Origin of the sequence: Aeromonas molluscorum, assembly GCF_051376105.1 — a bacterium.
In the GTDB taxonomy this organism is placed as follows: domain Bacteria; phylum Pseudomonadota; class Gammaproteobacteria; order Enterobacterales; family Aeromonadaceae; genus Aeromonas; species Aeromonas molluscorum.
In genome coordinates this window covers 1141003-1153765 of record NZ_JBPQCY010000001.1, presented here as the reverse complement: position 1 = coordinate 1153765, position 12763 = coordinate 1141003, and the positions used below count along the sequence as shown (strand labels likewise).

Here is a 12763-nt window from a genome sequence, read left to right as displayed (position 1 = left end):
CGAAATAGACAAAGGGCCCGTTGGCCATTTGTTATTTCATGGCGAAATCCGTCACTCTCAACCATTTACCACGCTCACGCACACTCGACATATTAACCGTGAGGTGGATATGTCGAACGTCATCCAATTTACTCAGCCATATAGCCTGGCATTCCAGCATGCGATCCATTTCGTGCTGGATAAAGAAGGCGGGCTGCGCCCCGATATGGGCTATGTCAACGACCCCAAAGACCGGGGCGGTGAGACCAAAGCCGGCATCAGCAAGCGCGCCTACCCCAACGAAGACATCAAGAATTTGTCTCTTGACCGGATCATCTTCCTCTATCACCGCGATTACTGGCGTCAGGCCTACTGCGCAGAATTGCCAGTCGGTATATCGCTAGCCGTGTTTGATGGTGCCGTCCAGCATGGCTGGCTCAGCTCGGTCAAGATGCTGCAGGAAGTCATGGGCGTTAAGGGTGACGGCATCATCGGCCCCAAGACCAAGGCAGCGATTGCCAGCATGGATCCCGAGTGGGTGCTGGCCCGTCTGCTGCTACGCCGCGCCCGCTTCTATGGCCGCATCCTTATCAAGAACCCTTCCCAGGGCCGCTTCTTCGAAGGTTGGCACAACCGGCTGGCGCACCTGTCAGATGCCTGCTGGCAGGTGGTCGAAGGCAGTTCCAACCCTGACTATCGCAAGGTGGCCTGACATGGGCCGAAACTGGCAATGGAGTTTCGACCATGGCCGCGAACAGCGGCTCAAGCTGGAGCGAGAGGCCGCCGAGCAGGGTATCGCCGAGTGCGATGTCGATCGCGCCGTGCCGTTCCATAGCCATGACGGCACCATGCAATCCCAGTTCGCCAAGGGCTGGCGCTCGGTCACCCCTGCCGAGGTGTATGAGTCCCGCAACAAGCATCGTTTCAAGATCCTCACCACCGGCAACAGCAAGGTGGCCGAACACTGCGCCCGCCTGCGTGCGCTGTTCGCCGACCCCGCCAATAAGGAATCCCCATGCTCCCGTTAATCCCAGCCCTGGCCGCCCTCGCGGTGCAGCAGGGCCCAGCCTTGATCCGTGGGATCGCCGGCATGTTTGGCGGCAGCGCCACCGCCAACAAGGTGGCCGACCTGGTCGAGCAGGTATCAGGCATCAACCTGACCGCTGCCCAGCAGCAGGCCAGCATCGAAGAACAACTCGGCCGCATCACCGATCCGGTCGTATTGCTCGAGCTGGATAAGCTCAGGGCCGAGATGGAGAAGGAGCAGACCCGCCGCATGGAGCTGCAACTGGCCGACAAGCAGAGCGAGCAGCACGAAACCCAGGAGACCATCCGCAGCGGCGACGGCGCCACCGACACCTATGTGCGCAACACCCGGCCGCTGATGGCCCGCCAGTCCTGGTATGTCACCGCCCTCTATGTGCTGGCGTTCGAGGGGCTGGCCGTCGCCGACTTAGGCACCGGTGCCGATCTCAGCATGGTCGCCATGCTCAGCACCCCCGCCTGGGCCTATCTCGGCTTGCGCACCCTGGACGGCTTCGCCCCGCATCCCAAGAGCAGTGGCCAGAAGGTGCAATCCGCCGTGACCGGTGCCGTCTCCAAACTGCTGACGAGGCGCTGATGACCAACCTGTTTGACCGTGCCCAACAACAAGAACAAGAGACCCGCGACCGCGACCTGGCCAACCAGCTTGCCAAGCGCCGTACCGAAACCCCAGACCAGGACGCCGCCGGCAACCGCTTCTGCCTGAGCTGTGGGGAACAGATTGCCAGCGACCGGCTGGAGGCAGCGCCCGACGCCGTGCGCTGCGTCCCCTGCCAAAGCTGGCAAGAGACACTGGGGAGGCATCGCCATGGAGTTTGACTGGATCCCGAAGTGGTGGGGCGTCATCACCACCGGGGTGGCGATTCTGGCCACCGTCGTCATGTTGTGGCTGAGCAAGACCTTTGCCCGCCGCGAAGAACTGAAAGAAGTGAGCACTGCCATGGACGAGCTGACCACCCGCGTTACCAGCCTCGAAAGTCGCGTCGACAACCTGCCGACCCAGGAGCAGTTCTATGAGCTGGGCATTCAGCTCGAAGGATTACGGGGGGACATCAAGGCGCTCACCGCCCAGCTCAAGCCCACCAATCACCAGATCAACCTGCTGCTTGAACAGCGTTTAAACGAGAAATAAACGGGGGTTATATGACGTCGATGAGAGAATTTGTGGTGTCGGATCAGCGCCTGCTGATCCTGCGCAGCTTGCGGGAAATGGCCGGCTACTCGGCCAACGAATCGATTCTGGATTCGTGCCTGGAAGAGTATGGCCACAGCTGCAGCCGCGATGTGGTGCGCAACCATATCCGCTGGTTGGAGGAACAGGGCCTGCTGACCGTCGAAGAGGTGGGCAAGACCCTGGTGGCCAAGCTGACCGGCCGGGGTGACGACGTGGCCACTGGCCAAGCCGTGGTCGATGGCGTCAAGAAACCGCGTCCGGTGTGACCATGAGGGAGCTGCTGATGAAAATGAAAAGCGCCCTGGTGGGGCTGATGCTGGGCGGTTTGAGTTTCATGTTGAGCAACAGCCGTGCCGACCCCGGTATCACGCCCATCGACACCATCATTCGGAAAGGGGAGCAAGCCAAGCACTCCCGCAACGCCTTCAATGGCGGGCTGCCGTCCGTCAAGCGGGCCCAGCGCTTGGCCAAGGCCAAACGGGCCACCCGCCGCGCTCGCAGGCTGGGTCACGCATGAAAGCCCGCCTGCTGGATATCGCCGCGATGATGGCCGTGGGTTACCTGCTGGCCCTGCCCATCGTGGGCGATCCGGTCCATGCGCTCTGGGGCTGCACCGCCCCGCTCGTTGACAAGCTGCTGGGGTAACCATGACCGCTCATAACCAGAACAGAAAGACCAAGAACACCAAGAGCAAGATCCAGCAGTTGCCAGCCGATATTCGCAGCCAACTGGCGGCCATGCTGCGCTCTGGAGACATGTCGCAGAAAGCCATTCTGGCCGAAGTCAATCAGTTGATCCTGGAAGCCGGCCTGCCGCCGGAAGAGCAGATCAGCCGCACCGGCTTGAACCGTTATTCGAAGCAGGTGGAGGCAGCAGGTAGCCGCATCGCCAAGGCGAGAGAAATGGCCGAAGTGCTGACGTCAAAACTGGGGGATGCCCCAACCAGTCAGATCGGCAACCTGATGGCCGAGAACATGAAGACCATGGCCTGGGAAACCTCCATGGCGTTGATGGAGGCAACGGAAGACGGCGAGATGATCGACATCAAGCAGTTCAACCAGTTGGCCCTTGCCTATCAGCGGATCTCTCAGTCATCCATCTTGAACCAGAAGCTGGAGAAAGAGATCCGCGCCGCGTTCGCCGCCGAGGCCGCCACCGCTGCCGAGAAGATTGTGACCCAGGCCGGGGTATCTGCAGAGACGGCCGCCGACATCCGCAACAAGATCCTGGGGATAGCGTGATGAACCACCTGACACCGGCTGAAAATGCCCTGCGCAACCAATCCGCGGCCGCCATCATTGGCGGCCAGTTCGATCCCAACGAGGTGCTGCTGCCCTATCAGAAGCGCTGGATTGCCGACACCTCGCCGCTCAAGATCGCCGAGAAGAGCCGGCGAACCGGCCTTACCTGGGCAGAGGCGGCCGATGCCGCACTGAACGGCTCCATGGCCGCCAGCGCCGGCGGCTGCGATACCTTCTATGTCGGCACCACCAAGGACATGGCCCGCGAGTTTATCGACGCCTGCGCCATGTGGGCCCGCGCCTACAACTGCGCCGCCAGCGAGGTGGGCGAAGAGGCGCTGGGGAACGAAGACAAAGACATCCTGGTCTATGTCATCAACTTCGCCAGCGGCTTCAAGATCAAGGCGCTCAGCTCGAACCCCAGCAACTTGCGGGGGATGCAGGGCAACGTGGTGATCGATGAAGGCGCCTTCCACAAAGACCTGGCCGCCATCCTCAAGGCTGCGCTGGCGCTGACCATGTGGGGCAGCAAGGTGCGCATCATCTCGACCCACAACGGCATCGAGAACCTGTTCAACACCCTGATCATGGATAGCCGCGCCGGTAAGAAGCGGTTCAGCGTGCACCGCATCGACATCGAGACGGCCATCAATGAGGGGCTCTATCAGCGCATCTGCCAGGTCACCAAGAAGACGTGGACCCAAGAGCTGCAGGACGAGTGGCTGCGCAATCTGCTGCGCGACACCGCCACCGAAGAAGATGCGCGGGAGGAGTATTACTGCGAGCCCAAGAGCGGCGGCGGTGCCTACTTGCCCCGTGGCCTACGCGAGAGGGCCTGCCGGGTCGAGGGGCCGGTGCTGCGCTTTACCGGCTCGGCCGCCTTCAACAGCGCCAGCGAATCGGAGCGCAACGCCGAGATGCAGGAGTGGCTGGAGGCCGAGGTCTTCCCCGAACTGATGAAGCTTGATCGCAGCCATCGCCACGCCCTGGGCGAAGACTTCGCCCGCTCGGGTGACCTGACGGTATTCGCCCCGATCCAGGTGCTGCCGGATACCCGTCGCCGGGTGCCCTTCACCGTCGAGCTGAAGAACACCCCGTTCAAGCAGCAGGAGCAGGCGCTCTATTTCATCTGTGATCGCCTGCCGCGCCGGGATGGCATCTGGCTCGATGCCCGTGGCAATGGCCAGTACCTGGCCGAACAGGCCGCCTATCGCTACGGCCAAGAGGTGGTGCAGGTGATGCTGTCGGTCGGCTTCTACCGGGAGAACATGCCGCGCTTCAAAGCGGCGTTTGAAGATGACGAGCTGGAGCTGCCCAAGCACGAAGACATCATCACCGACCTGGGGCAGATCCAGATCTACCGGGGCACCCCCGGCATTGACGACAGCCGCACCCAGGGCAGTGATGGCAACAAGCGCCACGGCGATAGCGCGGTGGCCATCTTCCTGGCCTATCTGGCCAGCCGGGCCGAAAGCCATGTTTACGAACTGCACCGCATCGCCAAGGTGGGTGCCCCCCAGAAAGACCAGGACGGGCAACGGCAGATGAACCTGACCCGTGGCCTGCGTAACGGAGGCGGATTACTGTGACCAGCATTCTCGACAAATGGGGCAATCCCTATAAGCCAGACAAACCGGCGCTCGGCGAAGATATCGCGCTGGCCCACACCACCAGCGTGCGCAACCCGCGACCCAACAGCGTGGCCAGCACCATCACCCCCCAGCGTCTGGCGGGCCTGCTGCGCTCGGTGGTCGATGGCAACAACCCCCAGGATTACATGACCCTGGCCGAAGAGATCGAAGAGCGGGATCCGCACTACGCCAGCGTGCTGCGTACCCGCAAGTTTGCTGTCGCATCGCTGGATCCGAGCGTGGAAGCGGCCAGCGATGATGCGGCCGATCAGAAACTGGCGGATGAAGTGCGGCGACTGATGGACAGCGACCAGACGCCGGATCTCTTCTTCGACCTGCTCGATGGCTTGGGCAAGGGCATGGGGGTGTGCCAGATCCTGTGGGACACCACCGTCAATCCCTGGGTGCCCAAGGATTACAAGTGGGTCGACCCCCGCTATCTGCGGCCGGATGCCGACACCCTGAGCGAGATTCTGCTTATCAGCGACGATGCCCCCCAGGGCAAGCCGCTGGAGCCCTACAAGTTCATCATCCACCTGCCGCGATCCAAGAGCGGGAGCATCTGGCGCAACGGCCTGGCCCGTCAGTGTGCCGTGCTCTACATGCTCAAGAGTTTCACTACCCGAGACTGGTGGGCGTTCGCCGAAGTGTTCGGCATCCCCATCCGGGTGGGCAAGTACGGACCCAATGCCACGCCCGAGCAGATCGCCACGCTCAAGAGCGCCATCGCCACCATCGCCAGCGACTCCGGCGCGGTGATTCCCGACAGCATGATGGTCGATCTGGTCGAGACGGCGAAGGGGAACGGCGGCGATACCCTGTTCGAAAGCATGGTGCGCTGGTGCAACGAAGAGATCAGCAAGCTGGTGTTGGGCCAGACCATGACCACTGAGAACGGCAGCAGCATGGCCCAGGCCAATGTGCACAACGAAGTGCGCCTGGACATCGCCAAGTGGGATGCCCGCCAGCTCGAAGCCACCATCAACGAGTACCTGGTCAAGCCGTTCATCGTGCTCAACTGGGGTGTGCAGAAAGTGTATCCGCGCGTCTGCATCCGGGTGCCGGAGCCGGAAGACCTCAAGGTCACCGTCGATAGCCTGATGCCGCTGATTGACCGGGGGATGCGAGTCAGCGAAAGCGAACTGCGTGACAAGTTCGGGCTGGCTGACCCTGGCGATGATGAAGCCACCCTACAGCCGCTGAGCGCCATGCAGCTGCCGGCCATGCAACCGCTGGCCATGAACAGGCAGCAACCCCAGCGCCTGGCCATCAACCGGATCCAGCAGCCGAGCGAGCAGGCCATCGAGCAGCTGACCGAGGAGGCCATGAGCGACTGGGTAGAAGTAGGCGGCGAGGACTTCATGAACCCGATCATCGAGCTGGCCAAGACCGCGACCAGTTTTGAGGAATTCAACGCGGGCCTGCTGACTCTGCAGGAGACCCTGGGCGCCTACACCTTCACCCCGCAACTGGCAGACTACCTGTTCAGGATGCGCGGCATGGGGGATGCGCAAGATGCCTGAACCCAAGACCACCGATTTTCCGCCCCAGGCGGCGCTGGACTGGTTCAAGGCCAAGGGCATTCAGCCCGGGTTCGATTACCGGGATGTGTGGCTGGAGGAGCAGGCCAACGCCTTCACCGTGGCCAAGATGCTCAACGCCGATCTGCTGGTAGAGGTGCGGGCCCTGGTCGAGCAGGCGCTGGAGCAGGGCCAGACCTATCAGCAGTTCGCGGCCGCCATCAAGCCGCTGCTGGTCAAATCTGGGTGGTGGGGCATCCAGGAGATGGACGACCCCGCCACCGGAGAAACCAAGCGGGTGCAGCTTGGCAGCGAGGGGCGCATCAAGACCATCTACCGCACCAACATGCGCACCGCCCGCGCCGCTGGCCAGTGGCAGCGCATCGAGCGCACCAAGCGGGCCATGCCCTACCTGGTCTACCAGCTCGGCCCGGCCCGTGAGCACCGCGCCCTGCATGTGAGCTGGAACGGCATCACCCTGCCGGTGGACGATCCCTGGTGGCAAACCCACATGCCGCCCAACGGCTGGGGCTGTCACTGCTGGGTGCGCCAGATCAGCAAGTTTGAATACGCCAAGCTCGAAGGCACCCAAGGTTATCAGTTCGCCGCGCCGGAAGATGGCACCAAGGAATGGGTGAACACCCGCACCGGTAAAGTGGAGACCCTGCCAAAGGGGATCGAGCCGGGATGGAACTACAACCCGGGCAAGAGCCGCGAGCAGGCCCTCAATGCCGACTTAGCAGCCAAGGAGCAAACCATGCGTCAGGCGCTCTCAGCGCCGCTGTGAGCGTTTTTGGCTACCAGCGTATTCATGAGCTGGCCCAAATAGAATATGGCGCTGTTTAAAGGTGGTTTAAAGATGGTGTGAGGTGGTGGCGAACCCTCGATAATGGCCCCGCCTCACCCTGTGCTGGATGGCCCCTCTTCTCGTCCGTGAGGATCCTGTGTACCCTGTTGATGTCCGGTCATCACCCCGCCCGGGCATCTCTTCCTCTTTACCCCATGCCGCCATCCGGCGAAAACCGTCACTCACATCGCCATGACCCGTGGCGTCATGCTCTCAACGTCCACACACATACCGTGTTCCATTCAACCAACAGCCACCTTGCGGGAGGTTGTTATGTGACGGAGCGAGCATGCACCAACGTACCCACATCGCCATCTGCTTTGACATGTCCCGCATGGTGGCAGAAGACCAAAGCAACTGGCTGCCGATGATTCCTGTCGGGATTTTTACCGGGCGAGACGGTCGCAGCTGGAACAACTCTGACCCGGATGGCGTCGTGGCGACTTTCACCATGAAACTGCCATTCGATGTTGAACACGCCACCGAAACCCGCGAAGGCAACACCGAAGCGGTCGGCTGGATTGTCGAGCTGCAGAACCGCGGCGGCGAAATCTGGGGCCGTGTGGAGTGGAATGCCGAAGGCAGTGAGCTGATTGAAGGCAAGAAGTATGGCTTCTATTCACCGGCCTTTGACTATTCACCGGTTGATGGGCGGGTGGTGGCGATGTCCAGCGCTGGCCTGACCAACAAACCCAATCTCTATGTCCCCGCCCTCAACAACCAAGAGGATAACACTGTGAAACTGCCCCTTATCCTGACCCAACTGCTGGGCCTGGCTGAGGATGCCACCGCCGAACAGGCAGTGACAGCCATCAACGCCATGCAAGCACAGCACCAGATCGCACTGAATGCCCAGCAAGACCCGACCAAGTTTGTTCCTGCTGCTACCCATCAGCTGGCGCTGAACCGCACCCTGGAACTGGAGACCACGCTGGCCGCGATCGAGCAGTCCAAGGTGGATGCGCTGGTTGATGCCGCCATCACCGAAGGCAAGGTCGCCCCAGCTGACAAGGCGATGTATCTCGGCCTCTGCAGTACCGAGGCAGGCCGCCAGCAGTTCACAGCCTGGTGCAGCCGTGCGCCGGTCATCGCCGATGCCAGCCAGGTGAGCACCACCACCCAGCAACAGGGCGCGACCCTGAGCAAGGACGAACTGGCCTTGTGTCGTGCGATGGGCGTCAGTCCTGAAACCTGGCTGGCCAACCGCCACCACAAACCCAACTATTAATCGGAGAGTCTGACCATGGCTTTTACTGAAGCGCAGATTATCGAAGCCCTGACCGTCGGCTCCAATGCCGCCTTCGTTGAAGGGCTCAACCGTACCACGCCGCAGTGGGACAAGATTGCCACCAAGGTGCCGAGTTCTGGCTCCAGCGAGTTCTATGGCTGGCTCAAAGACTTGCCGGGTATCGAGGCATGGGTCGGTGACCGTATGCTCAAAGAGCTGGGGTCCCATGGTTATGCGATCCCCAACGTCACCTATGAAGCCTCGATCAAGATCAAGCGCGAAGACCTCGACGATGACAAGATCGGAAAGTATTCGGTGCTGGCTCGCGCCTGGGGTCAGGAAAGCGGCCTGTTCCCGGACAAAAAATCCTATGCCCTGCTGGCGGCTGGTTTCTCCACCCTCTGCTATGACGGCCAGAACTTCTTCGACCCCGACCACCCGCTGGATACCACCCCGGCGACAACCTTCTCCAACGTGATCGGTACCCCGAGCACGGATACCGGTGCCGCCTGGTTCCTGTTGGACAATAGCCAGATCCTGCTGCCCGTGATCTTCCAGGAACGTAAGCCCATTTCCCTGGACTTCGTTGGCGCGACCAGCGAATACGCCTGGTTCAACAATATGGTGGCCCAGGGGGTCGATGGTCGTCATGGCTACGGCTTCGGCTTCCCGCAGACTGCCATCGGCTCCAAGACTGTGCTGGATGCGACCAACTTCGAAGCGGCCAAGACCAAGCTGGCCAGCATGAAGAAGTCCAACGGCACTCCTCTGGGCACTATGGCCACCACCCTGGTGGTGGGGCCGAGCAACGAAGCAGCGGCCAGGAAGGTTGTCGGTCGCGAGTTCCTCGAAAATGGCGAGTCGAACATCTACTACAACAACGTCGAGATCGTGGTTTCCCGTTACCTGGTGTAACCGGCGCCCCGCTGGCCTGGGCAGAGCTTCACGGCGATGAAGCCCAGGCATTTATCAACCCGGCCTGGGTGGAGCTTCCGAGCGTCGAAGCCCAGGCCACCAGGAGAACCCCATGGCCACGACCTCCCAAGCGCTGAGTGCTGATGCCTGGGTGCTGGTTTCCGCAGCCGGTAGCGGCACCCTGGAGAACCAGACCAACCAGATCGTGCTCTATCGCACTGATGCTGCGCTGCCTGCCCCGAGCGTGACGGTTGGCCATCACCTTGGCCGTGGCCAGCGTGATGCCTGGAGCTTTGATCCCCCCCAGAACCTGTACGCGCGGATGGCCCTGCCTGGCAGCGGCGTACTGGTGGTGACGGAGGGCTAAGCCATGCCATTAGCAAAGGCATTCGTCTACCAGGCGCCCAAGCGCAAGAAGAGCGAAGTGTTCTGGTCCGGGCTGACTGGCCCCTCGGCAGTTTTGGCAGCCGATACCGACGTAGATCTGATTGCCTGGGTAAAGGCCTTTGTGGCGCCGCAGTTCGGCACCCTGTCCCCATTCTTCAACACCACCAGTAACAAGCTGAACGCCTTCAACAGCGACAGCAGCTTGGCCTTCAAGCTCAACCTGATCGGCAGTTGGGCTGGCGGTTCGGCCCAGCGCTCGATGCAGCTGGATTTTATCGGCACCAATGGCAACCGCCTGGTGGCGAGTCGGGATGTCCAGGTGACCGATGACACCGTCACCCTGGCCACCTTCTTCTCCATTGACGCGGGCGGCGGCATTGTTACCAACGGCACCAAACCGGTGATCCGATCGAACAACGGCTCATTCACGGCCACGGCGGTGCTGCTGATTGCCGAACAGGCCACAAGGCAAACCCAGATTTCGGCGGTGTAAACCGCCTCTATCGACCCTTTACAGGAGCATTGACATGGCACCTCGCAGCAAGAAGGCAGACGACAAAAGCCAGCCGCTGGCAGCGGCAGCAGTGGGCACGGGTACCGAGCTGGTGCAAGCGCAAACCGAACAGAACAAAGACGGGACCGTGCTGGTAGACCCGGACGCCGAAGCCGCCCGCCTGGCAGCAGAACAGCAAGCCGCCGAAGAGGCTCGCCTGGCTGCCGAGGCCTCCGCCACCGCAGCGACCAGCGATATGCCCGACTGGCTGCTTGGCCAGTTCGATGTCAAGGCCAAGTCGCCGGCTGGCTTCTGGCGCTGCCAGGTGCAGTTTCTGCACTCCAGCCCCACCCGCGTGTTTGTGGTCGAAGACAAGGCCGCTGTGCCGCACGACCACGACTGCGCGATCCCATGCTGCTACCTGACCCCGGAAGAAGCCCAGCGCGTTCACCAGGACTCCTGGCTGATCGTGGTACCTGGCAGTGAAGTGACCAAGGACTAACCCATGGCCATCTACGCGACGAAACAGGATCTGATCGACCGTGACGAGGGCATGCTCTACAACTTCGCCCTCGACCGCTCGACCGACACCCTCAACGACACCTGGATCGATGAGGCGCTGACGGCCGCTGATGACGAAATCAACGGCTACCTGTCCCGTCGCTTTGTGCTGCCGCTGCCGACCGTGCCGGATCTGCTCAAGCGTCAGGCCATCGTCATCGCCTTCTACTGGCTGGGTGATCGTGATCCCCAGGTGACCAACCTGCTGCAAGACCGCTACGACCGGGCCATTGCCAAGGTCAAAGAGATTGCAGCCGGCAAGGTGGATCTGGGCCTGCCCACCCCCGACATGCCGCCCGAGGGCGCGGTCGGCAAGGTGGAGCTGGTGCAAGAGGGCGAGCGCTTGTTCACCCGTGACTCGCTGCGTGGGGTGCTCTGATGGCCGTCTCGGTCGAGGTCTCAACCCATGGCGTCGAGCTGGCCCGTTATCAGCGCCTGCTCGATACCCTGGGGCGCAGCGACCACAAGGCCGAGCTGCTGGAAAGTATCGGCGCCGTGGCTGAAAGCCAGACGCGGCGGCGCATCAGCGACGAGAAGACCGCGCCGGACGGCACGCCCTGGGCGCCCTGGTCGGCGGACTACGCCAAGACCCGCCACGGCAACCAGAGCCTGCTGCAGGGCGATGGCGATCTGCTCGACAGCATCGAATACCAGGTACAGCGCAACAGCGTGCGGGTGGGGTCGGCACTGGCCTATGCCGGTGTGCATCAAGACGGGTTCAGCGGCACCGTGCAGGTGCCAGCCCATATCCGCCGCATCACCCAGGCATTCGGCAAGGCGTTGGCCTTCCCGGTGTATCAGTCGGTGGGGTCGTTCACCCGCCAGATGGAGATCCCCCAGCGCCAGTTCCTGGGGCTCTCCAGTGACAACCAGACCGAGCTGCTCGCCGTGGTCGGCGACTTCTGGCAAGACGTGATGAAGGAGGCAGGCCTATGAGCCGCCCGGATTTTGGCACCATCGGCAGCACCGTCTCGGCCTGCGAGGCCGTGGTGCAGTACCTCAAGCCATACCTGGAAGCGACCGGCCCCGGCGCTGATCGCAAGATTGACCGCGTCCAGACCGTGGAGCGCCACATCGGCCGCTTCAACGAGCCGGACGACATCAAACGCTGGATGAGTGGCAAAGAGGGCGGCATCCGCATCTGCGCCCAGCGGGTAGTGGCCATGCAGAACCAGGGCGGCCGGTTGATCGGCACCGTCGAGTTCGTCGCCTTCGTCTTCTGCGCAAAACAGTTTGCCTATGACAAAGACCAGCGGGCCGAGGTGATCGCCTGCCGCTTGGCCAAGGCGCTGATGCTCACAGGTGGATGGGTTGGTACCAGCGCCAGTGGAAAGCCTGACGGTCTGCGGGCGGACAATCTCTACACCACCGCCATCGACCAGCTGGGGCTGGCCATCTGGTCCGTGACCTGGCGTCAGGACTGGCCGCTGGATGACCCCATCGACGAGGCCACCCTGGACGACTTCTTGCGCTGTAACTTCAAGGCCGAACTGGCCGATGGCGCCCCCGTCTGCGAGGCAATGATCGAACTGCCTGGCCCCACCCCATAGGAGCACCCGTGGAACTGCACCTGAAACCGAAAGAAGGGCTGACCCTCCGCAAGCCGGATGGCAGCAAGTTGGCCGCCGAGGGTGAGCGGGTACCGCGCACCAGCTTCTGGCTGAAAAGGCTCGCCGATGGCGATGTCGAGCATGTGAAACCGGCCGCCAAGGCCACCAAGAAACCGCAAGTGAAGGAGTGACC

The 12763-nt window shown here is 62.1% G+C and carries 21 protein-coding genes; all 21 read left to right on the top strand.

What is annotated here, in order from left to right:
- The first annotated feature begins 109 nt into the window (after positions 1 to 109).
- Positions 110 to 691, top strand: coding sequence for a glycoside hydrolase family 108 protein (locus ACSMDR_RS05460; protein WP_436467530.1), 582 nt, complete (start codon positions 110 to 112; stop codon positions 689 to 691).
- Position 692: 1 nt separating this feature from the next.
- The gene (locus tag ACSMDR_RS05455; protein WP_103259292.1) at positions 693 to 1007 is read left to right on the top strand and encodes a hypothetical protein; all 315 of its coding nucleotides are present in this window, start codon (positions 693 to 695) and stop codon (positions 1005 to 1007) included.
- The gene (locus ACSMDR_RS05450; RefSeq protein WP_436467529.1) at positions 995 to 1600 is read left to right on the top strand and encodes a hypothetical protein; all 606 of its coding nucleotides are present in this window, start codon (positions 995 to 997) and stop codon (positions 1598 to 1600) included. The genes ACSMDR_RS05455 and ACSMDR_RS05450 overlap by 13 nt, the downstream gene beginning before the upstream one ends.
- Positions 1600 to 1842 carry a TraR/DksA C4-type zinc finger protein gene (locus ACSMDR_RS05445; RefSeq protein WP_436467527.1) on the top strand — a complete coding sequence of 81 codons (243 nt, stop codon included), beginning with the start codon at positions 1600 to 1602 and terminating at the stop codon, positions 1840 to 1842. Before ACSMDR_RS05450 ends, ACSMDR_RS05445 begins: the two co-directional genes overlap by 1 nt.
- Positions 1832 to 2155 (top strand): DUF2730 family protein, encoded by a 324-nt coding sequence (locus ACSMDR_RS05440; protein WP_103259295.1) that lies wholly within the window; start codon positions 1832 to 1834, stop codon positions 2153 to 2155. Before ACSMDR_RS05445 ends, ACSMDR_RS05440 begins: the two co-directional genes overlap by 11 nt.
- An 11-nt stretch (positions 2156 to 2166) precedes the next feature.
- Positions 2167 to 2463: a VpaChn25_0724 family phage protein gene (locus ACSMDR_RS05435; protein ID WP_323094337.1), complete on the top strand. Its 297-nt coding sequence runs from the start codon at positions 2167 to 2169 to the stop codon at positions 2461 to 2463.
- Between the two features lie 17 nt (positions 2464 to 2480).
- Positions 2481 to 2714: a hypothetical protein gene (locus tag ACSMDR_RS05430; protein WP_436467524.1), complete on the top strand. Its 234-nt coding sequence runs from the start codon at positions 2481 to 2483 to the stop codon at positions 2712 to 2714.
- Positions 2711 to 2842, top strand: a complete 132-nt coding sequence (locus ACSMDR_RS05425; protein ID WP_265344171.1) for a hypothetical protein — start codon at positions 2711 to 2713, stop codon at positions 2840 to 2842. Before ACSMDR_RS05430 ends, ACSMDR_RS05425 begins: the two co-directional genes overlap by 4 nt.
- 2 nt (positions 2843 to 2844) lie before the next feature.
- Positions 2845 to 3438 carry a DUF3486 family protein gene (locus ACSMDR_RS05420; RefSeq protein ID WP_042007607.1) on the top strand — a complete coding sequence of 198 codons (594 nt, stop codon included), beginning with the start codon at positions 2845 to 2847 and terminating at the stop codon, positions 3436 to 3438.
- Positions 3438 to 5027: a terminase large subunit domain-containing protein gene (locus ACSMDR_RS05415; protein WP_436467521.1), complete on the top strand. Its 1590-nt coding sequence runs from the start codon at positions 3438 to 3440 to the stop codon at positions 5025 to 5027. Before ACSMDR_RS05420 ends, ACSMDR_RS05415 begins: the two co-directional genes overlap by 1 nt.
- Positions 5024 to 6592 (top strand): DUF935 domain-containing protein, encoded by a 1569-nt coding sequence (locus ACSMDR_RS05410; RefSeq protein ID WP_436467519.1) that lies wholly within the window; start codon positions 5024 to 5026, stop codon positions 6590 to 6592. Before ACSMDR_RS05415 ends, ACSMDR_RS05410 begins: the two co-directional genes overlap by 4 nt.
- Complete coding sequence (locus tag ACSMDR_RS05405) at positions 6585 to 7376, top strand: phage head morphogenesis protein (protein ID WP_436467517.1); 792 nt, start codon at positions 6585 to 6587, stop codon at positions 7374 to 7376. Before ACSMDR_RS05410 ends, ACSMDR_RS05405 begins: the two co-directional genes overlap by 8 nt.
- Before the next feature lie 349 nt (positions 7377 to 7725).
- Positions 7726 to 8664 (top strand): phage protease, encoded by a 939-nt coding sequence (locus tag ACSMDR_RS05400; protein ID WP_436467515.1) that lies wholly within the window; start codon positions 7726 to 7728, stop codon positions 8662 to 8664.
- A gap of 15 nt (positions 8665 to 8679) precedes the next feature.
- Positions 8680 to 9579: a Mu-like prophage major head subunit gpT family protein gene (locus tag ACSMDR_RS05395; protein WP_436467513.1), complete on the top strand. Its 900-nt coding sequence runs from the start codon at positions 8680 to 8682 to the stop codon at positions 9577 to 9579.
- A gap of 112 nt (positions 9580 to 9691) precedes the next feature.
- Positions 9692 to 9946, top strand: a complete 255-nt coding sequence (locus ACSMDR_RS05390; protein WP_436467511.1) for a hypothetical protein — start codon at positions 9692 to 9694, stop codon at positions 9944 to 9946.
- Between the two features lie 3 nt (positions 9947 to 9949).
- A complete protein-coding gene (locus tag ACSMDR_RS05385) occupies positions 9950 to 10459 on the top strand; it encodes a tail needle knob protein (protein WP_436467509.1) in 510 nt (169 codons plus the stop codon).
- A 34-nt stretch (positions 10460 to 10493) separates the two neighbouring features.
- Entirely contained in the window at positions 10494 to 10961 is a 468-nt protein-coding gene (locus tag ACSMDR_RS05380) for a hypothetical protein (RefSeq protein ID WP_436467507.1), read from the top strand.
- Between the two features lie 3 nt (positions 10962 to 10964).
- The gene (locus ACSMDR_RS05375) at positions 10965 to 11399 is read left to right on the top strand and encodes a gp436 family protein (protein WP_103259304.1); all 435 of its coding nucleotides are present in this window, start codon (positions 10965 to 10967) and stop codon (positions 11397 to 11399) included.
- Positions 11399 to 11956, top strand: a complete 558-nt coding sequence (locus tag ACSMDR_RS05370) for a phage virion morphogenesis protein (protein WP_436467505.1) — start codon at positions 11399 to 11401, stop codon at positions 11954 to 11956. The genes ACSMDR_RS05375 and ACSMDR_RS05370 overlap by 1 nt, the downstream gene beginning before the upstream one ends.
- Entirely contained in the window at positions 11953 to 12570 is a 618-nt protein-coding gene (locus ACSMDR_RS05365) for a hypothetical protein (protein ID WP_436467503.1), read from the top strand. The genes ACSMDR_RS05370 and ACSMDR_RS05365 overlap by 4 nt, the downstream gene beginning before the upstream one ends.
- Before the next feature lie 8 nt (positions 12571 to 12578).
- Complete coding sequence (locus ACSMDR_RS05360) at positions 12579 to 12761, top strand: DUF2635 domain-containing protein (protein ID WP_223954557.1); 183 nt, start codon at positions 12579 to 12581, stop codon at positions 12759 to 12761.
- Positions 12762 to 12763 lie beyond the last annotated feature (2 nt).